At 61.0% G+C, this 21,388-nt stretch carries 18 protein-coding genes; 10 read left to right on the top strand and 8 right to left on the bottom strand.

Translation table 11 applies throughout. The features are described 5' to 3' along the window. Window positions 1-21: 21 nt before the first annotated feature. The 3 genes from DHV10_RS11655 to DHV10_RS11645 are packed head-to-tail and all read right to left on the bottom strand — an operon-like array spanning window position 22 to window position 1,715. Window positions 22-531: a DUF2062 domain-containing protein gene (locus DHV10_RS11655; protein ID WP_109486480.1), complete on the bottom strand. Its 510-nt coding sequence runs from the start codon at window positions 529-531 to the stop codon at window positions 22-24. A 59-nt stretch (window positions 532-590) separates the two neighbouring features. Further along, window positions 591-989 carry a hypothetical protein gene (locus DHV10_RS11650; RefSeq protein ID WP_109486479.1) on the bottom strand — a complete coding sequence of 133 codons (399 nt, stop codon included), beginning with the start codon at window positions 987-989 and terminating at the stop codon, window positions 591-593. Between the two features lie 3 nt (window positions 990-992). Beyond that, window positions 993-1,715: a hypothetical protein gene (locus DHV10_RS11645; protein WP_109486478.1), complete on the bottom strand. Its 723-nt coding sequence runs from the start codon at window positions 1,713-1,715 to the stop codon at window positions 993-995. A gap of 92 nt (window positions 1,716-1,807) precedes the next feature. Here DHV10_RS11645 and DHV10_RS11640 point away from each other — a divergent pair, with 92 nt between their 5' ends. The 9 genes from DHV10_RS11640 to DHV10_RS11595 all read left to right on the top strand — a co-directional run bounded on the left by DHV10_RS11640 (window position 1,808) and on the right by DHV10_RS11595 (window position 15,513). Then, complete coding sequence (locus tag DHV10_RS11640) at window positions 1,808-2,809, top strand: LysR family transcriptional regulator (protein WP_162601449.1); 1,002 nt, start codon at window positions 1,808-1,810, stop codon at window positions 2,807-2,809. Between the two features lie 166 nt (window positions 2,810-2,975). Then, the gene (locus DHV10_RS11635) at window positions 2,976-3,848 is read left to right on the top strand and encodes an NmrA family NAD(P)-binding protein (RefSeq protein ID WP_109486476.1); all 873 of its coding nucleotides are present in this window, start codon (window positions 2,976-2,978) and stop codon (window positions 3,846-3,848) included. A 33-nt stretch (window positions 3,849-3,881) separates the two neighbouring features. Next, window positions 3,882-4,790 carry an NADP-dependent oxidoreductase gene (locus DHV10_RS11630; protein WP_109486475.1) on the top strand — a complete coding sequence of 303 codons (909 nt, stop codon included), beginning with the start codon at window positions 3,882-3,884 and terminating at the stop codon, window positions 4,788-4,790. 63 nt (window positions 4,791-4,853) lie between these two features. Beyond that, window positions 4,854-6,083, top strand: a complete 1,230-nt coding sequence (locus tag DHV10_RS11625) for an MFS transporter (RefSeq protein ID WP_109486474.1) — start codon at window positions 4,854-4,856, stop codon at window positions 6,081-6,083. 145 nt (window positions 6,084-6,228) lie between these two features. Then, on the top strand, window positions 6,229-7,878 hold the full coding sequence (locus DHV10_RS11620; protein ID WP_239461520.1) for a DHA2 family efflux MFS transporter permease subunit: 1,650 nt from the start codon (window positions 6,229-6,231) through the stop codon (window positions 7,876-7,878). A gap of 199 nt (window positions 7,879-8,077) precedes the next feature. Beyond that, a complete protein-coding gene (locus DHV10_RS11615; protein ID WP_109486472.1) occupies window positions 8,078-9,106 on the top strand; it encodes a TolB-like translocation protein in 1,029 nt (342 codons plus the stop codon). 347 nt (window positions 9,107-9,453) lie between these two features. Then, on the top strand, window positions 9,454-11,589 hold the full coding sequence (locus tag DHV10_RS11610) for an alpha-galactosidase (RefSeq protein WP_109486471.1): 2,136 nt from the start codon (window positions 9,454-9,456) through the stop codon (window positions 11,587-11,589). A gap of 1,547 nt (window positions 11,590-13,136) precedes the next feature. Further along, a complete protein-coding gene (locus DHV10_RS11600; RefSeq protein ID WP_162601448.1) occupies window positions 13,137-13,829 on the top strand; it encodes an RDD family protein in 693 nt (230 codons plus the stop codon). A gap of 103 nt (window positions 13,830-13,932) precedes the next feature. Then, window positions 13,933-15,513 carry a PQQ-dependent sugar dehydrogenase gene (locus DHV10_RS11595; RefSeq protein ID WP_109486468.1) on the top strand — a complete coding sequence of 527 codons (1,581 nt, stop codon included), beginning with the start codon at window positions 13,933-13,935 and terminating at the stop codon, window positions 15,511-15,513. Between the two features lie 89 nt (window positions 15,514-15,602). On the opposite strand, the gene DHV10_RS11590 is transcribed toward DHV10_RS11595, so the two are convergent. From DHV10_RS11590 to DHV10_RS11575, 4 genes are all read right to left on the bottom strand, one after another. Next, window positions 15,603-16,124 (bottom strand): hypothetical protein, encoded by a 522-nt coding sequence (locus tag DHV10_RS11590; protein WP_204101392.1) that lies wholly within the window; start codon window positions 16,122-16,124, stop codon window positions 15,603-15,605. 82 nt (window positions 16,125-16,206) lie between these two features. Continuing rightward, a complete protein-coding gene (locus DHV10_RS11585; protein WP_204101391.1) occupies window positions 16,207-16,608 on the bottom strand; it encodes a hypothetical protein in 402 nt (133 codons plus the stop codon). 84 nt (window positions 16,609-16,692) lie between these two features. Beyond that, window positions 16,693-17,277, bottom strand: a complete 585-nt coding sequence (locus DHV10_RS11580) for a TetR/AcrR family transcriptional regulator (protein ID WP_109486467.1) — start codon at window positions 17,275-17,277, stop codon at window positions 16,693-16,695. Window positions 17,278-17,358: 81 nt separating this feature from the next. Then, entirely contained in the window at window positions 17,359-17,835 is a 477-nt protein-coding gene (locus DHV10_RS11575; RefSeq protein WP_109486466.1) for a hypothetical protein, read from the bottom strand. A gap of 20 nt (window positions 17,836-17,855) precedes the next feature. On the opposite strand from DHV10_RS11575, the gene DHV10_RS11570 reads away from it, so the two are divergent. Beyond that, on the top strand, window positions 17,856-18,149 hold the full coding sequence (locus tag DHV10_RS11570) for a hypothetical protein (protein WP_162601447.1): 294 nt from the start codon (window positions 17,856-17,858) through the stop codon (window positions 18,147-18,149). Window positions 18,150-18,181: 32 nt separating this feature from the next. On the opposite strand, the gene DHV10_RS11565 is transcribed toward DHV10_RS11570, so the two are convergent. Then, entirely contained in the window at window positions 18,182-21,172 is a 2,991-nt protein-coding gene (locus DHV10_RS11565) for an FAD-binding and (Fe-S)-binding domain-containing protein (RefSeq protein WP_109486464.1), read from the bottom strand. Window positions 21,173-21,388: the final 216 nt, after the last annotated feature.

Genomic DNA, 21,388 nt, shown 5'->3' with positions numbered 1-21,388 from the left:
GCCCCGCTCCAACAAAGACCCTCAGCTCGCGGGCGGTATCGAGCGCATCAGCGTTCGATTCCTTCGCAGCAGCACAATCAATGCCCGTCGCAGGTAGAGCGCCAGAACCGGCATCGCCACCGCCGCCACGATTCCCCAGATCACCAGCGCGTGCCACTCCCACTGCCAGATTTCGTGAAACAGACGAAAAGGATGGTGGCTCAGATGCTCGATCTGTTTGCGCGTCATCGGCAGCTTGCCGGTGTGAAACACATGCACACCTAAATCGATGAACGGGATGAACAGAAGCAGGTGCAGCGGCGCCACAACGTGCGAGCCGATCAGCGATGCGAACTTGCTCAGTCCGAAGACCCACGCCACAAAGACAACCAGCAGCGTCGTCAGCCCTACAGAAGGATTGATGCCCACTACCATGCCTAGCGCCAGGCTCCACGCCATCCGCCGCGGTGTCACGCCTCCGCGCAGTGCGTGCAACACCGGCCGCAGTACGTGACAACGAAACCACTCGCGAATGGGCCCCGGCACCAGCACATAAGGTTCGACGCGCCCTGCAAATCCGGAGGTTGCTGAGGACTATGAAGACCGCCCGTTCACTCCCCCGGCGAATCGGTCAGAATCTTCGTCTCCGATCCGAATCTGCGGTAATCGCTGAACACCACATCGTTCAGATACATCTTCGCACCGCCTTTGTAGTTCGACCGTGATTGCGCGCCGGTCTGCTGCGCGGTATGCGCCTTCAGCGTCGATACGCTTCGCACCGGACACAGATAGCTCCGGCCGCCAATCTCCTCCGGCGCATACTCCACTGCGATCCCGGCCCCCGAAACCAGTCCCCCCGACGGCAAATCCGCTTCCAGCGTCAGCAGCCTGATCGATCCATCCGTCGGCTCGAAGACGATGTCGCCGTGATACGCGGCGCGCTCGTTGTAGACCTTCATCTGCGCCAGGTTGTTGGCGTCATAGCTCCCCACCACGCAGCAGAACTGCACGTGTTAATCCGATTTCTTTTCGGGCACCTGGTAGTGGAAGACAGCCAGTGTTCCGTCAGCGCCCTTCTCCCATCGCGCCCAGCTGATCGTTCCCTTCAAAGCGTCGGCCATAACGGTAGAGAGAAAGGGCCCGAACTCGCCTCTTGTCGTCAACCCTCCGAAGCCGGCTCCCTTTTTCTCGGGCTTCCCGCTCTTGTCTTCCACCTCTTGCCGGTCGCGGTAGGTCACCTGCATCTTCATGCTGCCCACCCACTGCAAAGACAAAGGCGAGAGGCTCACAATTCCCGTACTCGTGAGCCTGTCCTCTCCCGGACGATCTTCGTATCCATTTGTAAAGCGAGTAGCCATCAGATTCGGCAGTTGGCGAACGGTGGTGTTCACGTAGTTCACGATCTTCACCAGCATCTGCCGTGTCGCCGCTGCATCCGGCACCGGCTGCTCGGGGACTTCGTCTGCAGGTGCCGCAAGAAACAGCGACTGATCTGCCAGCAGCACCAGTTCCGTGCGCGACTTTTCTCCCGGAGCCTTCTTCAGCAGCTCCGCCAGCCGCGCATCGCTCAGCCGATCCGTCAGCACCACCGCCTGCAGCCTCTGCGCCATGTCAGCATCAGGCACGCTTTGCGCAGCCGCGACCATCTGCATCAGCTGTTCCGCGCCCACCTTCTTCGCAGCGTCGGTCGCCCCAACCGGAGGCGCCACAAACGTCAGGTAAATCAGCACAGCCAAGAAACATCGATGCACCGAACACCTCGCCGATGAAATCTCGCGGATAAGTATATTCCCCATCTTGAAACGCGTGACAACCGCGGATCCGCAGAGTGCGCATCGGTCAGAAATCCCGACACTCACTGCCGCCGCCATCCGACATAATGAAGCTTTACGTCACGCCGCACCTGACCACAGGGAATAACCGCATGCGCTTCCTCGCCGACCTCGCGCTCTTTGTCGAAGTGGCCAACACTCGCAACTTCAGCCGCGCAGCAGCAGCGCTCGGCATTCCCACGTCCACCCTCTCCCGGCGCATCAGCGCGCTCGAGCGGGACCTTGGCTTCCCGCTCATCCATCGCTCCACACGCGCCTTCAAGCTGACAGACGCCGGGCAGGCCTGCTACGAGCAATCCAAAGCCCTCGTTGCCGAAGCCTCGCGCATTCAGGAGGATGTTGCAGGCATCGCCTCCAGAGCATCAGGCCGCATTCGCGTCGGCGTGCCCTTCGATCTCGCGCAGACCCTCTTCATTCCCCTTTTCGCGCGGCACATCTCCGAACAGCCTGGCACCTCCATCGAAGTCCTCTCCATCACCAGTCACCCCAATTTGCTCAATGACAGCCTCGACCTTGCCATCATGGTGAGCCATCAATTGCGCCTGCCTGACTCCTCCTTCTCCTCGCGCCGCATCGGCACCTTCGCGCGCCGCCTCTTCGCTTCCGAGAGATACTGCATCGTCCACAAACGTCTTCAGCATCCCGAAGAACTCACTGAACACTCCTGCCTGTGCCTCGTCCATGGCCAGCCGCTTAATCAGTGGGAACTGCGTCGCGACCGCGATCACAGAACCATCAAGGTGCAGGGCGCCGCTACGGCAAACTCGGTCGGCATGCTCGCGAAACTCGCGAGCGAGGCGATGGGCATCGCGCTCCTCCCCGACTTCCTCGCCGCCCACCCCGGCTTCGGCGCCGGACTCGTGCGACTGCTTCCCGAGTGGGAAGGCACACCGGCACACGTATTCGCAGTCACCCCTTCTGAAATGCAGGTCCCCCGCGTCCGCAAGCTCGTCACTTTTCTGAAGGAAAACTTCGACGCCGCGTTGAACGACCTCTGATCGGCGAACGCCCGCCAACGAAAACGGCCTACCTGAGACGGGCAAGCCCCTTTATTCCAAATCCGCAAATCTGATTTCCAGATCATGTTGACTCGCGCAACCACGCCCGGGAGTCTCTTCTGTCGTACCGGCCGCATACAACGGCGGCACGAAGGAGAGATTGAGTATGAAAATCCTGGTAACAGGCGCAACCGGCAACGTAGGCGGAGAGGTCGTAAGATGCCTCATTGAGCGTGGCATCGAAGTCCGCGCCCTGGCGCGCAAACCCGAGTCCGTCAAATTTCCCACCGGCGTCGAAGTCGTCCCCGGCGACCTCACTGATCCCGACTCCATTCGCGCAGCAATGAACGGCGTCGAGAAACTGTTCCTGCTGAACGCCGTCGTTGCCGATGAGCTCACGCAGGCACTCATCACCTACGGCATCGCAAAGCGGGCCGCCATCAAGCACGTAGCCTATGTCTCCGTTTACAAGGCTGACCGCTTCCTCGACGTGCCCCACTTCGCCTCGAAAGTTGCCGTCGAAAACGCGCTGAAAGAGTTTGGCATTCCTTACACCATCCTGCGCCCCGGCTACTTCTTCCAGAACGACCTTTCCCTCAAGCCGCTGCTCGAGAACGTTGGCATCTATCCCATGCCGATCGGCAATGCGGGCATCTCGGCCATCGACTCGCGCGACGTCGCCGGAGCGGCAGCAGTCACCCTCACGCAGCCCGGCCACGAAGGCCAGACCTACAACCTCGTCAGCTCCTCCCAGATCACCGGCCCCGGAAACGCCGCCCTGTGGAGCAAGGCTCTCGGCAAGCCGATCGCCTATACCGGCGAGGACTTCGACGGCTTTGAAAAGCAGATGAGTTCGCAGATGCCCGCATGGATGGCCTACGACATGCGCACCATGCTCGAAGGCTACGTCCAGCGCGGATTCGCCTCGACTCAGGCCGACGTAGACCGCGTGACCAAGCTTCTCGGTCGCGCACCCCGAACCTACGAAGCACTCGTGCAGGAAGCCGCGGGCGAGTGGTCCAAAGCCAACCAGCGCTAATCGACCCATCAAGAGATCCGAAGGAGAAATACCATGAAAGCACTACGCATCAGCGACTACGGAGCACCACTGCACATCGACGAAGTTCCCGTTCCTAAGCCTGGCCCCGGACAGGTCCTCGTTGAAAACCACTTCACCACCTTCAACGGCGTCGACCCCGGCCGCGGACAGGGCTATCTCCGCCAGGTCTTCGAGCTCAAGTTTCCCTGGACTCCCGGAGGCGATGTTGCCGGGTGCGTAGCCGCCGTCGGTGAGGGCGTCACGGACTTCAATGTTGGCGACGAAGTCTTCGGCTACACCCGCGAAGCCGGCGCATATGCCGAGTTCGTCGTCCTCCCCGCCACTGCTATCGCGCACCGGCCCGCCTCCATCAGTCGAGAAACCGCAGCCGCCGTCGCACTCGTCGGGCAGACTGCAACGCAGGCGCTCGCACTCACCAAGGCGAAGCCGGGACAAACCTTGCTGATCCTCGGGGCCGCCGGCGGCGTCGGATCTCTCGCCGTCCAACTCGCAAAGGAAGCCGGCACTCGCGTCATAGCCACGGCTCGCCACACCCAGGCAGCTGCCCTTCAGCAACTCGGAGCCGACCAGATCATCGACCTGGCCCAGCAGCGCCTGGAAGACTTCCCCAAGGTCGACGCGGTGCTCAATCTCATCGGCGGCGACACCATCATCCCGTCGTACGCGCTGGTTAAGAAAGGCGGCGTTGCCGTGACATCCAACCGGCCGCCCCTCGCGGAAGAAGCAGCGCGCCTCGGCATTCAGGCCGCGTTCGTCGAGACCAACGTGAGCACCGAAGGGCTCAATGCATTCGCGAAGCTAATCGCCGAAGGCAAAATCAAGCCGCAGATCGCCTCCATCCAGACGCTCTGGTCTCCCGAAACCCTCTGGGCCGAACACCACAACGAGAAGCTCGGAAAAGTCGTCTTCGCAATTCGATGATCGGCTGCAGGCATCAGACCGGAGACCCAACGGCCTCTGGTCTGTGTCCCTGTATTCTGATTCTTGGAGTCAGCCGCACAGCTCGATCCGCCCTCCACGAAAGCCGCCGCAGCCGTCACCCTGTGCGGGGTCTGCGCTTTTCTCGAGCTCTATTGCACGCAGCCGCTGCTCCCCCTTCTCGCCCACATATTTCACGCATCGAAAACCGGCGTCGGCATGACCGTCTCCGCCGCCACCCTCGGAGTCGCCATCGCCGCGCCCGTCTTCGGAGCGCTCACCGAACGCCTCCCGCGCAAACGCGTCATCGTCTTCTCCATCCTCGGCGTCTCCCTCCCCACGCTTCTCGCCGCCACCTCCACATCTCTCGCGCAACTCATCTTCTGGCGATTCCTCCAGGGCATCATGGTCCCCGGCATCATCGCCGTCGTCGTTACATATATTGGAGAGGAGTGGCCGCCCGAACGCGTCGCCCTCATCATGAGCTTCTATGTCAGCGGAACAGCGCTCGGCGGCTTCATCGGCCGCATCTCCGCAGGCATACTCGCCGATCACTTCAGCTGGCGCGCCAGCTTCCTCGCCCTTGGCATCGCCTCGCTCGTCGGAACCGCCGCCGTAGCCGCATGGCTACCAAACAGCCGCCGCCGAACACCCCACAACCCATCCGCAGTCCGGGCCGCCTTCGTCGTTCAGGTCCAGCAGATGTTCCGCAGCCGCCGTCTGGTCGCCACCTTCGCCGTCGGATTCAACGTCCTTTTCTCCCTCGTCGGCGTCTTTACCTGGATCACCTTCTACCTCGCAGTTCCTCCCTTCTCGCTCTCCACCACGGCGCTCAGCTCGCTCTTCTTCGTCTACCTCATCGGACTCATCGTCACCCCATTCGCCGGATACCTCATCACCCGCATCGGCCTCCGCGCCGGAATCGGCGGCGCCATCTCCTGCGCCATCGCCGGAGTCCTGCTTACCCTTGCCCACTCCCTGCCCATCGTCATCCTGGGGCTCGCTGCCCTCTCCAGCGGTGTCTTCATCGCCCAGACCGCCTCCCAAAGCCATCTCCGCGTCGCCTCCCCTCCCGAAGCCCGCGTCACCGCCGCTGGCATCTACATCACCTGCTATTACCTCGGGGGTACCGCCGCCGGCGTCGTTCCAGGAGCCTTCTGGGCCTGGGGCAAATGGCCTGCCTGCGTCGCCTTTATCGTCTTCATGCAGCTCATCGCCCTCACCATCGCCCTCCTCGGCTGGCGAACTCTCTCGCCCGTGCAATCTCCCGCGCCTTCCGCAAGTTCCGTAATATGAGGCGTTCTCCGATTCCCTGAACCTCCTCCTGCTTCGCCCACATCTATAGGTGAGTGGCTGGCCGGACGCGTCGTTCGCCTAAGCCTCGAAATCTCAAGTTCCCGCAACCAATCAGGATTCGCAAACCCGATTAGGAGAGAGTTTTTTGCCTGAGTTGCAGACAGAACCGCCGATGACCCAGAGAGGCGCCGCGGAGACCACCGTTCAAAATCCGAACGTCGACGCGCACGCGCAGTGGAAGCCCCGCGTTAACCCCTGGCTCATCGCAGCCACCGTCGCGCTTGCCGCATTCATGGAGGTCCTCGACACCTCCATCGCCAACGTCGCCCTTCCCCACATCGCCGGCAGCCTTGGTGCCTCCACCGACCAGAGCACCTGGGTCCTCACCAGCTATCTCGTCTCGAACGCCATCGTCCTCCCCCTCGGCGGATGGGCCTCAAGCCTCATGGGCCGCCGCAACTTCTTCGTCTTCTGCATCACCGTCTTCACCATCGCCAGCTTTCTCTGCGGTGCAGCCCCGACCCTCCCCATGCTCCTCGTTTTCCGCGTCATTCAAGGCGCAGGCGGCGGCGGCATGCAGCCCATGGCCCAGGCCATCATGGCCGACTCCTTTGAGCCGCACAAACGCGGACAGGCCTTCGCCCTCTACGGCCTCGTCGCAGTCCTCGCTCCCTCCATCGGCCCCACCCTCGGTGGCTGGATCACGGATAACTACACCTGGCGCTGGATCTTCTTCATCAACATCCCCGTCGGCATCCTCGCCTTCATCCTCGTCACGCGCCTCGTCGAAGATCCGCCGTGGATCAAGCCCGACAAGTCCAAGCTCCGCCACATGGACTACATGGGCCTGGCCTTCCTCACCATTGCCATGGGCGGCATGCAAATCATGCTGGACAAAGGCGAAGAGAACGACTGGTTCGCCTCGGGCTTCATCCGCTTCTTCGCCTTCCTCTTCGTCGCCGGCATCATCGGGCTCGTCGTCTGGGAATGGCGTCAGAAAGATCCTCTGATCAACCTGAAGCTCTTCCGCTTTAAAAACTTCGCCATATGTTGTCTCCTCATGATGCTGGTCGGCGGAGTCCTCAACGCCAATACCGTGCTCCAGCCGCAATTCATGCAGGAGCTCCTCGGCTACACCGCCACCACGGCCGGCCTCGCTCTCACCGCCGGCGGCATCGCGCTCGTAATCGTCATGCCCCTCGCCGGATTTGCAACCGGCAAAATATCCGCGCGCACGCTCGCCGTCGTCGGTTTCATCATGTTCATCGTGACGTTCCGCTACGCCGCCTACGTCAGCAACCTGCAGATGAGCTTCTCGCAGGCCTCATGGTTGCGCGTCATCCAAATGCTGCCTCTCCCCTTCTGCTTCATCTCCATCACCAACGCCGCGTACGTCGGCATGCCGAAGGAAGAGAGCAACCAGGTCGCCGGACTCATCAACTTCGTCCGTAACCTCGGCGGCAGTATTCTCATCGCCATCACCAGCGCCCAGGTCACCAGCCGCGCCATGTGGCATCAGCAGCATCTGCAGAGTGCCATGCAATCCGGATCGAACGCCTTCACGCAGCACCAGCAGGCGCTCACCGGGTTCTTCAGCGGATCCGTGGGAGCCGCCAACGGCGCGACCATGGCCATCGCGTCCATTTACAACCAGCTCAACCAGCAGGCCCAGATGCAGGGCTACCAGGACGTTTACATGGAACTCTCATGGATGTCCTTCGGCCTCGTCTTCCTCGCCTTCCTGCTCAGCAAGAACCGCCCCGGCCAGGGCCCCGGCGCCGGCGCCATGCACTAAACGAATCGCCGTGTCACGGGTGCCCCGTCCAAGCTTCGCTTGGGCGGGAATCGAAGACCTCCGCAGATCGATGAACGCGGGTGCCCCATGTCTCCCGCTTTTGGAGCATGAGATACGACAACTCAACTGAAGACGACTCATCAGCGATCCGTATGCGCATTGCAAGCTGCGTTCGACGCCTCTATCATTGCGCTCGACAATGAAGGCCCTCATCTTCCTCTCCGTCTTCCTCATCGCCTCGGCCGCACCCGACCACAGAAGACAAACTAGTCCGTTAGATCAGCTTCCCCCCAACGAAGAACTCCTCACCCACTTCGGTGAGCGCGCCGACTTCTCCCCCGATAACCAGACCATCGCGTTCATGGACAAAAGCTTTGGCGACGCCTTCGTCATCGATCTCAAGACGCGCATCATTCACTGCCTCACGTGCAAAATCCCCGCCGCCGCATTCCTGCGCGTCATGCACCTCTCCAACGGTGACTACATCCTCATCGGCCCCGAAAAGTTCACTGACGTCAGCACCAGCCGCGACCGCGACAACGAGCTCTGGTATCTCAGCCGCCAACCCGGATCGAAACCGCAGCGCCTCAACGAGCACATGCACGAGGGCGCGGCAATCTCCAAAACCGGGATGCTCATCGCCTTCTCCGAAACCCGCGGCGATCACCCCGAGTTCCCGAAGAACTACTCGCGGTTGATGGTCGCCAACGTCGACTCTTCGAATGGAACCCCTCGTCTCACCAACGTTCACAAGGTGTACGAGAGTCTCGACGACAGCTGCAGCCTTGAAGCGCAGGACTTCTACGACAACAACTCCAAAATGACGTTCACCTGCTACGTGAACGAACACAAGCCAACCGATCCCATGGCCAAAGTGATGGGTATCGATCTCGCGACTGGCAAAGTCACCGATCTGTCAAAAGCACCCGGCTTCTATAACGAATGCGAAGGCATCTTCCCAGACGGCAGATACACCGCCGTCGAATCGGATCGCCAAGTCTCAGAATTGGGCGGCGACCACGGAATGCACAACATCGACATCTGGAAACTCAGGCTCGATGGCACCGGGCAAGACTTCACGCGCCTCACGCACTTCAACGACTACGAAGGCTGGAAGGCCTCCAACCCCGTCATCTCCACCGATGGCAAGCTCATGGCGTTCCAGGTGGCCCGCACCACCGACCGCGCCGGCGTCGGCTACGGCATCGTCCTGCATCACCTCGAATAACTCAATCCGACGAAGTACCCCACCACCGAGGAACGGGTGCTCCATCCTAAACGCGCTTTTGCGTTTAGGGTGGGAAGCGACAAAACCGCCCCCAATAGGAACGTGGGTGCCCCAGGTCTCGATTCTGAGACCTGGGAGACCACACAGCCACCGCAGATTCTAAGCTGGGGACCGGGGTGAGATCCACGCCTCCAACACTTGCAATACAACAGTCGTACCCAGGCCCGGATGGGCGCAGGAACCGTCGGAATACAGGAACGACCGCAAGGCCACCACTGCTTGCCCCCCCATCCACACGCCGCGTGATAGCATTGCGCGAAATCCTCCTGAAAGAACGAGAGAACGCGATGGCAGTAAGCAGAAGACACGTCCTCAAATCAGGCGCCGCAATCGCTGCCTCAATCGCCCGGTGCCCTCAATCCCTCGCATTTGGGGACCGGGAAAATGACGCTTCCGACACACCGGACAGTCAATCCTGGATCCTCGAAAACGATCTCATCCGCCGCACCATCAGCTTCCATCCCAGCCACGGACTCCTCACATCCCAACTCTTCGATAAAGCCACCAGCACCGACCTTCTTCTCCCCGGCAGAGACATCGCGAAAGCCCGCCCCGAGTTCTCCTTCAACTGCAACGGCACGCCCTGCGCCGGCAATACCGGCGACTTCGAACTCATCGACACAACACCCGCACGCACAGCAACCAGCAGCTCCTTCTCCGTACGCCTGGAGCACAAATCCCTCCCGATTGAAGTCACATCGATCTACACCCTCTACGCCGCCCAATGCGCCTGCCGAAAATCGCTCCGCTTCAAAAACACCGGAGCCGCCCCGCTGCGCATCACCCACCTCGCCATCGAAACACTGGAATTCGCTCTCGGCCCCGAGAACGAGCTGACTCTCTTCGCCCAATACGGCGCAGTGCCGCGCGAAATCTTCTACACCGGCCGCTCCGAAGATGCCGGCCTCATGATCCAGAACGCCCGCACTGGCCGCGGCCTTGCCATCCTCAACGAAGTCCCCGGCTACATGAAGCGCACCGAAGTCGCCGGCTGGGACGCGGATAACACCGCCCGCGTTAGCGCCATGTACGACACCGACATCATGTCCTTCGAGCGCCGCCTCGCTCCCGGCGAAGAATTCACCACCGCCTCCATCTCCATCCTCCCCTTCCGCCGCGACGACGGTTTGAATGACCCCCGCTGGCGCGTCCCCAGCTACACCTCCGCGATCCTCGAGCGCCGCATCAACAAGCAAGGCCCACCCTGGATCTACAACACGTGGGAGCCATTCGAGCGCGGCATCAACCAGCAAATCTCCATGGAACTCATCGACGCCGCCGGCACGATGGGCATCGACATTTTCACCATCGACGACGGCTGGCAGCAGGAGTACGGCGACAACGCCGTCAACCTCACCGCATTCCCCAGCGGCCTCGATCCCATCATCAAAGCTATCGAGTCCAAAGGCATGCGCCTGGGCCTCTGGATTCCGCCCGCCGCCATCGGCATGTCCACCGACGTCTACAAAGCCCACCCCGACTGGGCCGCGCTCGACCTCGAAGGCAACACCAAGACCACATGGACCATGGCCGGACAGAAAGCCGTCATGTGCATGGCCTCTCCCTTTCGCCACACCGCAGCCGCGCGCATCAACGACGCCATCGAGCGCTTCCGCCTCGCCTACGCCAAGCTCGACCTCACCACCATCTTCAATGCCTACGGAGAAGCACCGGGCTGCTGGGCCAAGGGCCACGACCACGGCGACTGGGCCGAATCTTTGATCAGAATCTACGAAGGGATCAAGGAGATGACCGCCGAGGTCTACGCCAAACACCCCGACGTGCTTCTCGATCTCACCTTCGAGCTGTGGGGACAGAAGCACATCATCGACGCAGGCCTTCTCGCCGCCGGCGATCTCGACTGGATGAGCAACGTCGACGACACCAAGCCCGACTCAGCCGGCCCGCTCCAGGTTCGCCAGCTCCTCTACGCCCGCGCCGGCTCCATGCCCGTGGAAGCCATGCTCATTGGCAATCTCCACGCCGAGCTGCCCACCATTCAGGAAAGCTTTGCCACGACCATCGGCTCCGCGCCGCTCCTCCTCGGAGACCTCCGCAAGCTCACCGCCTCCGACCGCAAGTGGTACGGGGAAAAGATCGCCTGGTTCAAACAGCTCAGAAGACGAGTCAACATCGCCGAGAGCTTTTTCCCCCTCGGCAGTTGGCGTCAGACATCCCCTACCGCATGGGACGGCTTCGCCCGTCTCGCAAAAACCGGCGAGGGCGTCATCGCTCTCTTCCGCAACAAATCCGGCGCAGCCGAAGCCCGCGTCCAACTTCCACTCATCCCCGAAGGCCGCTACCGCGCCCACTCCGTGATCACCGGCAAAGACTCCGGCACATTCGATCGCGCCGCATGGAACGTCGGCGTCCGCATCCCCTTCCCAGGCCAGGTCGAAATTCTCGAACTCCAGAGAATCTAATCCAACCCAACACTGTCATCCTGAGCGCACGGGGCCCCGCGTAGTCTTTCCGGGGTCCCCAACGACAGGTCTTCGTCGTTGGGGTGGAGGGTGGGGGTGGTAAGCGAAGGATCTGCTTCTGTTTGAATGTCCGCGTCTCTAAGCAAAACCATCCCCAAAAAGCGAAAACGCCAGAAACCTTGCGGCCTCTGGCGTCTTCTTGTCAGTAACCTGTAGCACTTCGGATCATCTATCGACCTGTCTAGCCTGTCGATCAAGCAGCGGGTTGGCCGCATTCTCTTGATCTTCCCGCTCCGCCCGGGTCTCGGTTCCAGGTTGCCCCTTCCCCGCTCCCTTTCTGCTGAGCCGGCGTCCGAGCTCCGATGGTTTGCGCCATCTTCCTCGTCCCTTCGGCTGTGCCGGCGATCTCCGCTTGGGTTTCCCCGCGCTTCTGATGCCTTTGGCGCCGCCGGTTTCCGCAGGGTTCCGGGTTTCCCCAGTTGCGCCTGCTTCCTCCTGCCTCGCCTCTGATACGAACCTCAGGTTGCCCCTCGTTTCGTACCTCCGGCTTTACCGGTGATCGATCGTCGAGTCGCCTCGATTCTCTCTCTTTCGGCGGTGCCGGTTGTGAAAGCTCCAGGTTGCCCCTTCGCTTCGCGCCCCCGGTATCGCCGACGATCAGCTTCTGAGTCGCCCCAGATGCTCATCCTCCGGTCCCGGCTGACTTCCGTTCCGAGTCGCCTCGGAGTTCCGTGCCATCCGGTCGCCCTTTTCGAATCTACGGATTGCTCCGTCCACTCGCTTCGGGCTTCATCGCTCGATCTGTACCCAAGTCGCCCTGGTTCCTTCTCGCTCGATGTCGCCGATTCCGTCCGCCTCAGGTTGCCCCGAAACTTCCTTCCTCGGCTGATCCGCATTTGCTTCCGCAGGTTGCGCCTGCTTCCGCATCTACGGCTGGGTCGATGATTACTCCCTGGCTGATTCGAACTTTGCATCCTCGGCTTGCGCCGCGGATGAATCTTCGGTACCAATCAGGTACCAGCATTCCTGGTCCGGCTTCCAGCGCAATCTTAATCTCAATCCACAGTCCGCAATCGGCCGATCACGAACTCCAAACTAAAACCGTTGTCTGCGCCTTTCACTAGGCCGGAGCTGCTGTTCCAATCAGCTACAGAGTCACCAGCTAGTTAGAGACAGTAGGCCCGATCGATCTGTGGATGCAAGTGCAAAACCCTAGTAGATTCTGTGGATATCACCATTCATAGTGCATTCACATACAAATTGTGCGTAGCCAGGCCTCACCCTTACTTACTAAGTCAGAACTCAGCACTGATCGCAACTTATTGCCAACCTATTTGCACTTGTAAGTGTGCCCGTTCACATCTAAGTGTGCCTTTCGCCACCAATCGCAACTTCTTCCTGAATCGCCGCGCACGCCAAACCTGAGTGTCATTCCGAGCGACCAACGGGAGCCGAGGAACCCGCAGTTGCTACTGGCATTCCGGCTTCATCGATGCAGCATACCGTCCAACACTCGTATTCTCTTCAGTCGATTAGCATTGGTGCACATGAAAGTTCAATCACTGCGATGGCCTCTGCTCTCGTACCTCATCCTGCTCCTCTCAGTGATCGCCATCAATTCCACCTCCGATGAACTTGGAGTCGGCGTCAGCATGAACTGGACGTCCGACGATTATTCATTTTCGGCCGGTGCACCTCCCTGGGTAGTCGCATTCGCCTTCGTCGGTATATGCCTGTGCGTACTCCTGTATCGATGCCAGATCCCCGTCCCGACAGAACCAATGCCTCATCTGATCCGCAGATATTTGGCTGGCCTCGCCGATTGGGCCATCGCTCTGATGCTTGCCGCATCCGTCGTTGGCTTGCTCAATGTACTCGTCGAGTATGCGCAGACTGGCAACTTGGAGTGGGTGATTGATCGCCAAGAGCATCGTCCATGGGACGCATTACGAGCTTTTGGAGGAGTTTTGTCGATGTTCGCCGTCATGCCTCTTTTCGTGGCGGTCCCAATGGCAACGGGAAGACCCACACCCGGCGCGTGCATTTTCGGTTATTGCGTAAGGCCAGACACCGGATCGAGATTGACACTCTGGTCCGCATTTCTGCGCGCACTTTTGGGAGCATTCGCCCTTTTTGCCTGGCCCTGCTGGATCATGGCCTACTTCTTCAAGCGAGAAAAGAATCTCGGGAAATTTTGGCTGGATGCTGTCTTCGAGACACACGCCGAGTTCCTGAAGTAAACGCAGCCATCCTTGCCCGTTATTCTGATCTCAGCACCACACCCAGCACTGCGTTCCCGTTCCTCGACCAAATCCCTGTCCGTTCGTAAAGGAAGTCTCCCTGATGATGCATCGCTACATCGCCGCCTGGTTTCTCGCCCTCATCGCCGCCTGCGCATCCGCACAAATAAACGCGGGAAACCAGCCATCGAGCACGAACGTTCCCTTCACCATCACGCAGGTCGCGTCTTTGCGCCTCCCCTGGAGAATCGCCTTTCTCCCCGACGGCCGCATGCTTGTCACCGAAAAGGTCGGCGGCCTCGTACTCGTTACTCCTCAGGGGGACAAGACTGCCGTCGCCAACGTCCCTGCCGTTCTCTGGGAAGGCCAGGGCGGCATGCTCGGTGTCTTCACCTCGCCGCACTACGCGCAAGACCACAGCATCTACCTCACCTATGCCGAGCCCGGCGTCGACGTCAACAACGACGGCTCCAGCCTCGCCCTCGCCCGCGCCCAACTCAAGATCTCCGCCGCCACCGCTAGCCTCGAAAACCTGAAGGTCATCTGGCGCGATGGCGAGCGCGGCCTTGGCGGCCAGTTCGGCGCAGCCATCGCCTTCTCTCCCGACAGCAAGTACCTCTATCTCGCCGTCGGCGAACGCCAGCGCATGACGCCCGCGCAGGATCCCAACCAGCCCCTCGGCAAAATCCTCCGCCTCACACTTGACGGCAAACCCGCACCCGGCAATCCCATGGCCGGCAAGCTCGGAGCTTCACAGGTTCCCATCATCGACCCGCCCGGCGATACCGAAGCCGCCAAAACCGCGCCCGTCGTGCGCACCTACACGTTCCCCGGCCCGAACCTCACGCCTTCTGAAACATGGGCCACCGGCTTCCGCACTCCATACGGACTCGCCTTCGCGCCCGACGGCCGTCTCTGGGAACTCGAGCACGGCCCGCGCGGCGGCGACGAACTCAACCTTATCGAGCCCGGCAAGAACTACGGCTGGCCGCTCGTCTCCTACGGCATCAACTACAACGGCGTCCCCATCCCCAGCCACGACACCCGCTCCGACCTCGCCAAGCCCGTGATCTACTGGGCGCCCGTCATCGCGCCAGGCAATCTGATGTTCTATCACGGCTCCATGTTCCCGCAGTGGAAGGGCTCAGGCTTCGCCAGCGGGCTCGGCTCCCAAGCCATCATCCGCATGACGTTCGACAGCAACGGCGGCGCCAAAGCGGTCGACCGCTGGGATGTGAAATGCCGCGTCCGCGACATCGAAGAAGCCCCGGACGGCTCACTCTGGATGGTCGAAGACGCCAACCCCGGCGGACTCTTCCGCCTCACGCCGATCGGTATGGCCGTCTCTGCTCCAACGCCAAAATCCGATGCTCTCGCCACCAAACCCGCAAGTTCGCTCCCCGCAAACGCCACCCCGGCGCAGCGCGTGCAAAGCATCATCCAGAACAACAACTGCCTCTCCTGCCATCGCATCGGAAAGACCGGCGGCGACCTCGCTCCGTCTCTCAACGGCATCGGTTCGAAACGAACGCCCGACCAAATCCGCGCCGCAATCGTCAGTCCAGTCCCGTCCGTAGGTGCCAACTACAAGAACCCCATGCCCTCGTACAAGAACTCCATCACCGGGCGAGATCTGAATCTCCTCATCCAATACCTACGCATGTTGCCCGCCAAGCCTCAGTAGCGGAGATCAAACCGAGCGGCCGGGAGGGAAGAGCCAGTGTTGGCTTGTTCCCCGCTTCGGCCGCCGCGAGACCGTCGGGTTAGATCGACTCAACCAAGCCCAATGCGCGCTGTTCGCGGTCGCACCCAGACTTCGCGCTGATGACGCGCCAGAATCCTGAACGCCACCACGTGCGTAATCATCAGCAGCGGCACGATCACCGTCGGCAGAAAGTACGCTGCACCCATCTGCCCCGCCAGCAACCCCGCCCGATTCGCCTGATAAAACGCATTCAGCAGATCCGCAAGGCCCCAAACGTTGAACACCCACGCAGCCGCCATTCCCGCTGCGCTTGGCAGCAACATCAGAGTCACCAACGCCAGCACCGCCGCTACAATGTCTCCGTAAGCCGCCGCACGCGCAAAAGCGCTCGGCAGCTCAGCCGAGACCACTCCCGGCACTAGAAACGCCAGCCCGATATACCGGAAGCTGTGCAGCACCAGGATCGGCCGCAGAGCCTCCAACGGCGCGCGATCGCGAAGTAGCGGCCAAACGTAGCGAGCCGTCACCACGCTCCACGCGATCAGGCCAAAAGCCACACTCGTAAAGAACCAGATCATTTGCTGCGGCATAAACAATCCTCCGTAGATTCTCGCTGGGTGCCCCGTCCAAGCTCTGCTTGGGCGGGATCCCAACACTTGGCTATGCAAACCATCACTGAAATGCCGCCGGGTTCAACGCCCGCAGCGGCATCAGCGGACCCACCGGCACATACTGGTGATCCATCAGCTGCGCCTTTGCCAGCGGGAGCGAATCCATCAGCTCACGCGCCTCGCCCTCCGTCTTGACATCGAGCAGAAACACGACACCCTTGCCATCGCCGCGCGAATACCACTCGCGGATCTTGCCATCGAGATACAACCTCGCGGTTGCCTGAATTTCATCGGGGATGATCGTCATCACCTGTTGCGCGGTGACACCCTGCTTCACGGTCTCGATCACCAGCACCGCTGTAGTTTTTGGAATCGCCGCGCTCGGCACGCCCGAACCGCCGCCCGGTGATTGCGCCAGCGACGCAGGAAGCGCCGCCAGAAGTAAAGGCATGAGGTATTTCATTTGTCTCTCCTCTCGAGGATGGAACTTGGCCCATTCGCTTGCATGTACATTAGAGTACGTTCGTACTCTTTTGCTTCAAAAAAATCACTCCTCCCCGAAACACTTCAAAAACATCTTTTGCGCCTCTACCAGCGTATGCTCTCGCCGCTCGCCATCTGTCATCACCCGCACCATCATCAGCACGCCGGCCATGCCCGAAAACAGCAGACCGCAATTCTCAACCCGCTTCTCCAGCGTCTTTCCCGGCATGAATGGAGCCAGCCGCTCCCGATACGCTCGCAGCAGCACCTCAATCCTCCGCCGCACCACAACCGGCTTTCGCGCGATCTCCGCCCCCAGCGCCGCTCGCACGCAGCCCGATCCAGGCGAGTTCGCATGACCCACGCTCAGATAGCGTTCGATGATCGCCCGTAGCGCCTGCCCCTGCGGCGCAGACTTCGCATGCTCCTCCATGCTCCGCCCCGTCTCCTCCAGTGCCCGCGCCACAGCCTCGACAAAGAGGTCGTCCTTGCTCTCAAAATGCCGGTAGAAACCACCTTTCTGCAGGCCCACCTTGCTCATGACCGTCCCAATGCCGCTCGTATCTCCGCCATGCTCCCGAAATGAACGTGCCGCCGTCGAGAGTATCCGTTCGTGGTTTTTCGCCTTGTGCTCCGCTGAGTACCGCATCTCGAAAGAGTACGATCGTACGCAATCAAAGTCAAGTCGACTTCCCCGCTGCGGTGCAAGTCCTGTGTTACTTAGTCCGGACTACTTGTCGTCCGCCCGGTGATCCGCGACCGTATACCCCGCCGGAATCTCAAACAGCGCAGCATCCGGTTCCGAAGTCACAAGATCCGTCACCATGAATTCCTGGTGTCCTGAAAACGGATTATCCACAATCGAGGTCAGATTAAACGCAAGCCGCGCCGAGTAGCAGAACTCACGCATACTCACCATCGGCTGATCGTTGCCGGTCACTCCCGGATTCACCGTGCGCGTCTCCCGATAGCAGTGCGTGTCCTCGCCCAGCGTACTGGACACGCCGAGATCTTCATCCTGGCTGCTTCCGCCCTCGTACACAAGATTCCCGTCGCGCAGCGGCCCGAACTTGTCCGTAGTGCTCAGCCGGTATTGATACAGATCGCACACCTTGCTCGCAACGATGCAGTTGTACCAGGTGTGCTGCGCAGGATCCGTGATCTGAATCGTCGTTACAAAGCTCTTCACATTCGTGTTCTTCGGCACCAGCGCGGCGCTCCTGGAAGATGCGCCCCCTGCTGTCGCGGATGATCCGGCGCTCATTCGTGAAGGTAATTGACCCGCCGTTCCCGATCGGCCGCTTCCATTCTGCGTGCAGAGTCAGGCTGAACGGCGCACCCGCTTTTGGCGGCACAAAGATGCTCTCCATCGCGCCGCTCTGCCCGCCATCCGGCACGCGCACAACCCGCTGGCCGCCCTGCTGCTGCGCAAAGCAGATCACGGAAACAGCCGCCACCATGAAAAGGGCAACCACCCGCCAGATGCGCATCTGCACTCTCCCGCCGGCCGCCCCAGTCTAGCACCCTCGTCCCTAGTCCCTAGTCCCTTAAAGCTATCCCCCGCATCCGCATCCTCTCGCCAGCACTTCCGCGAAGTGCACCGCCTGCTTATGTCCCAGTTGCTCGATCTGCTCCCTGCAGCTGAACCCATCCGCCACCAGCACTGTCATTGGACCGGCACCATCCACTGCCGGCATCAGGCCATCCTGCGCAATGCGTTTCGATACCTCATACTTCTCCGCCTCAAATCCAAACGGCCCCGCCATGCCGCAGCACCCTGCCTTGATCGCCTCCACCTTCGCACCCGCCTTTTTCAGCAGCGCGATCTCGCTCGCCGGTCCACCGAACACCGCCTTGTGATGGCAATGTCCATGCACCAGCACCTGCGCGCCCTCGAGGCCTGCAGGCCGCCACTCCGGCGCCTTCTCCGCCAACCAGTCCGCCAGCAGCCACGTCTGCCTGCTCAGCTTCTGCGCCCTCGCATCGTTCGGGAAGAACTCCAGCAACTCGTCCTTGAAGACACTCGCGCAACTCGGCTCCAGGAAAATGAACGGCAACCCCGCCTCGACCTCCGCGCCCACCTTCTCCATCACGCGTTCGAGATAAGCTCGCGCCTGATCCAGAAATCCAAAATCGTACAGCGGTCTTCCGCAGCACACGTGCTCTCGCGGGCACTCCACGCGAAAACCCGCCGCCTCCAGCACCGTCTCGGCCGCTTCCAGCGACCGTGGATGGTAGTAGTTGTTCCACGTATCCGGCCACAGCACGACAGGCTTAGCAGCCCCCGCCCCATGTGCAACCTCAGAGTTGCCTTTTACGCGAGCCTTCTGAAAAGACTTCCGCGCCAGCGACGGCAGCTTTCTTTCCCTGGCCATTCCTGCCAATCGCTTCACGAGGCCGCTGGTCAGCCCTCCCGTCAACACTGCATTCGCCAACCCCGGCGCAGTCGACCCAAATCTTGCCAGCTTGTCCGCAAACCCGAACACATAATGTTGCAGCGGATGCATCTTCGTCTTGTAGTGCTGCGCCAAAAACTCCGCCTTGTACGCAGCCATGTCCACCTGCACCGGGCACTCGGTCTTGCACGCCTTGCAACTCAAACAGAGATCCAGCGACTCCAGCACCGCCTCGCTCTGGAACCCCTCCGGCCGCAGCGATCCCGCCAGCATCTCCCACAGCAGATGCGCGCGCCCTCTTGTCGAATGCTTCTCCTCGCCTGTCCCGCGATAGCTCGGGCACATCACCCCGCCTTCGGTCTTGCGGCATGCCCCCACGCCAACGCATCGTTCCGTTGCGCGCTCCAGCGACCCACCATCTTTCGCAAACGCAAGGTACGGCTCAAATTCAACAACAGACTTCGCTCCCGCGCCTTCTTCCTGGCGCGGGTCTGCCGAAGGCGATTGGCCCCACCGCAGGTGGCGCAGGTTCTCTACAGGGTCATACACCCTTACCGCATCCACCAGCTTTCCCGGATTCATCCGGTTATCCGGATCCCACAACCGCTTGAACTCCCGGAACGCCTCCATCAGCTCCGGCCCGAACATCTTCGGCAGCAGCGCCGCGCGCGACTGTCCATCGCCATGCTCGCCGCTTAGCGACCCACCGAATCGCAACACCACATCCGTCGCGCGCTCCATGAACTCGCGAAATTTCGTGAGGCCCTCCACGCTTCGGTAGTCGAAGTTCACCCGCATATGCACACATCCCTGCCCGTAGTGCCCATAAAGCGGCGTGCTGTATCCGTACTCGCTCATCAGCTCTTTGATCGCGCGCAGATAATCTCCCAGCCTCTCTGGCGGCACTGCAGAATCCTCCCAACCCTCGCACCGATCCGGCTCGCCCGGCACAAACACCACCGCGCCCAGCGCCGACTCGCGCACATACCAAACGCTCTCCGCCTCCTCCGGCGAACAAATATGTGCTACCGGCTTCACCGGCCACTTCTGCGATCCCTCCGCGATCCTGCGCGACTTCTCCTGCGCCTCCTCCTCCGAATCCGCCCCCATCTCCACCAGCAGAAAATTCTGTCCCGGCGGCAGCTTCTGCAACTGCGCAGATGCCAATCCCTTCCGCCGCATGAAGTCGACCAGCATCTGGTCGAACCCCTCGAGCCCGATCGGCTTGTGCTCCAGCGCCGCAGGCACCGCATCCGCCGCCGCAAACGCATCTGGAAACGCCAGCACCGTCAGCACACGATGCTGCGGGCTCTTCGTCAAATTCAGTTTTGCCTCGAGCACCGTGACGCAGGTCCCCTCCGTCCCCACCAGCGCCCGCGCCACATTGAATCCGTTCTCCGGCAGCAGCTCATCCAGGTTGTATCCCGAAACTCTCCGCGGAATCTTCGGAAACTTTGCCCGCACCAGATCCGCATAGCGATCACGAATGCCTTTCAGCCCCGCATAGATCTCGCCGCGCCGTCCGCCCTCGCGAATAATCCTTTCCAGTTCCGCATTGCTCGTCCTGCCCACCGTCATCCGCGTGCCATCGTAGAGCGCCACATGCAGGCACTCCACGTTATCGACCACTTTCCCGGCCATCAGCCCATGCACGCCGCAGCTGTTGTTTCCGATCATCCCGCCCAGCGTGCACCGCGAATGCGTCGCCGGGTCCGGCCCATACGTCAGCTCGTATTTCTCCGCGGCATTGCGCAGCGTGTCCAACACAATGCCCGGCTGCACCACGGCCAACTTCGCCGCGGCATCGATCGACACCAGCCCCGTCATATATCGCGAGAAATCAAAGACTACGGCGACGTTCGCGCACTGCCCCGCCAGGCTTGTTCCGCCGCCGCGCGGCAACACCGCCGCCCCCAGCGCGCGGCACTCTGCGAGCGCCATCTCCACATCCGCCGCATCCCGCGGCAGAATCACCCCAACCGGCAGCTGTCTGTAATTCGAAGCATCCGTCGCGTACAGCGCGCGCGAACCCGCGTCGAACTGCACATCGCCGCGCAGCTTCACCTTCAGCCGCGCCTCCAGCTCCCGATGTGCGCTGAACTTCTCATGTTCCAGAGAAGGCTGATTCAGAATCTTGAAAACATCCACGCTGTGATCTTAGCGCTGATCTCTCAACAAAGTTCGGGTGCCCCATGTCTCCTGAAGTTGGAGACATGGGAAACAAGACACAAGATATAAGTATGGGTGCCCCATTTTAAGTTGGTCGTGGGACCAATTTAGGGCGGGATACAAACTACGGAATGCTGCCGATCTCGCGAGGCAAACACGGGAGGCGATAAAAGGCTACCCGATGTTTCAGTAGCG

This window comes from Occallatibacter savannae, assembly GCF_003131205.1.
Taxonomy (GTDB): Bacteria; Acidobacteriota; Terriglobia; order Terriglobales; family Acidobacteriaceae; genus Telmatobacter; species Telmatobacter savannae.
This window is presented reverse-complemented; position numbering and strand designations above follow the sequence as displayed.

Coding starts and splice junctions, on each gene's coding strand:
- DHV10_RS11600 (WP_162601448.1), top strand. CDS start 13,137: ATGAAAGTTCAATCACTGCGATGGCCTCTGCTCTCGTACCTCATCCTG.
- DHV10_RS11610 (WP_109486471.1), top strand. CDS start 9,454: ATGGCAGTAAGCAGAAGACACGTCCTCAAATCAGGCGCCGCAATCGCT.
- DHV10_RS11615 (WP_109486472.1), top strand. CDS start 8,078: ATGAAGGCCCTCATCTTCCTCTCCGTCTTCCTCATCGCCTCGGCCGCA.
- DHV10_RS11570 (WP_162601447.1), top strand. CDS start 17,856: ATGCGCCCCCTGCTGTCGCGGATGATCCGGCGCTCATTCGTGAAGGTA.
- DHV10_RS11585 (WP_204101391.1), bottom strand. CDS start 16,608: ATGAAATACCTCATGCCTTTACTTCTGGCGGCGCTTCCTGCGTCGCTG.
- DHV10_RS11635 (WP_109486476.1), top strand. CDS start 2,976: ATGAAAATCCTGGTAACAGGCGCAACCGGCAACGTAGGCGGAGAGGTC.
- DHV10_RS11630 (WP_109486475.1), top strand. CDS start 3,882: ATGAAAGCACTACGCATCAGCGACTACGGAGCACCACTGCACATCGAC.
- DHV10_RS11595 (WP_109486468.1), top strand. CDS start 13,933: ATGATGCATCGCTACATCGCCGCCTGGTTTCTCGCCCTCATCGCCGCC.
- DHV10_RS11590 (WP_204101392.1), bottom strand. CDS start 16,124: ATGCCGCAGCAAATGATCTGGTTCTTTACGAGTGTGGCTTTTGGCCTG.
- DHV10_RS11580 (WP_109486467.1), bottom strand. CDS start 17,277: ATGCGGTACTCAGCGGAGCACAAGGCGAAAAACCACGAACGGATACTC.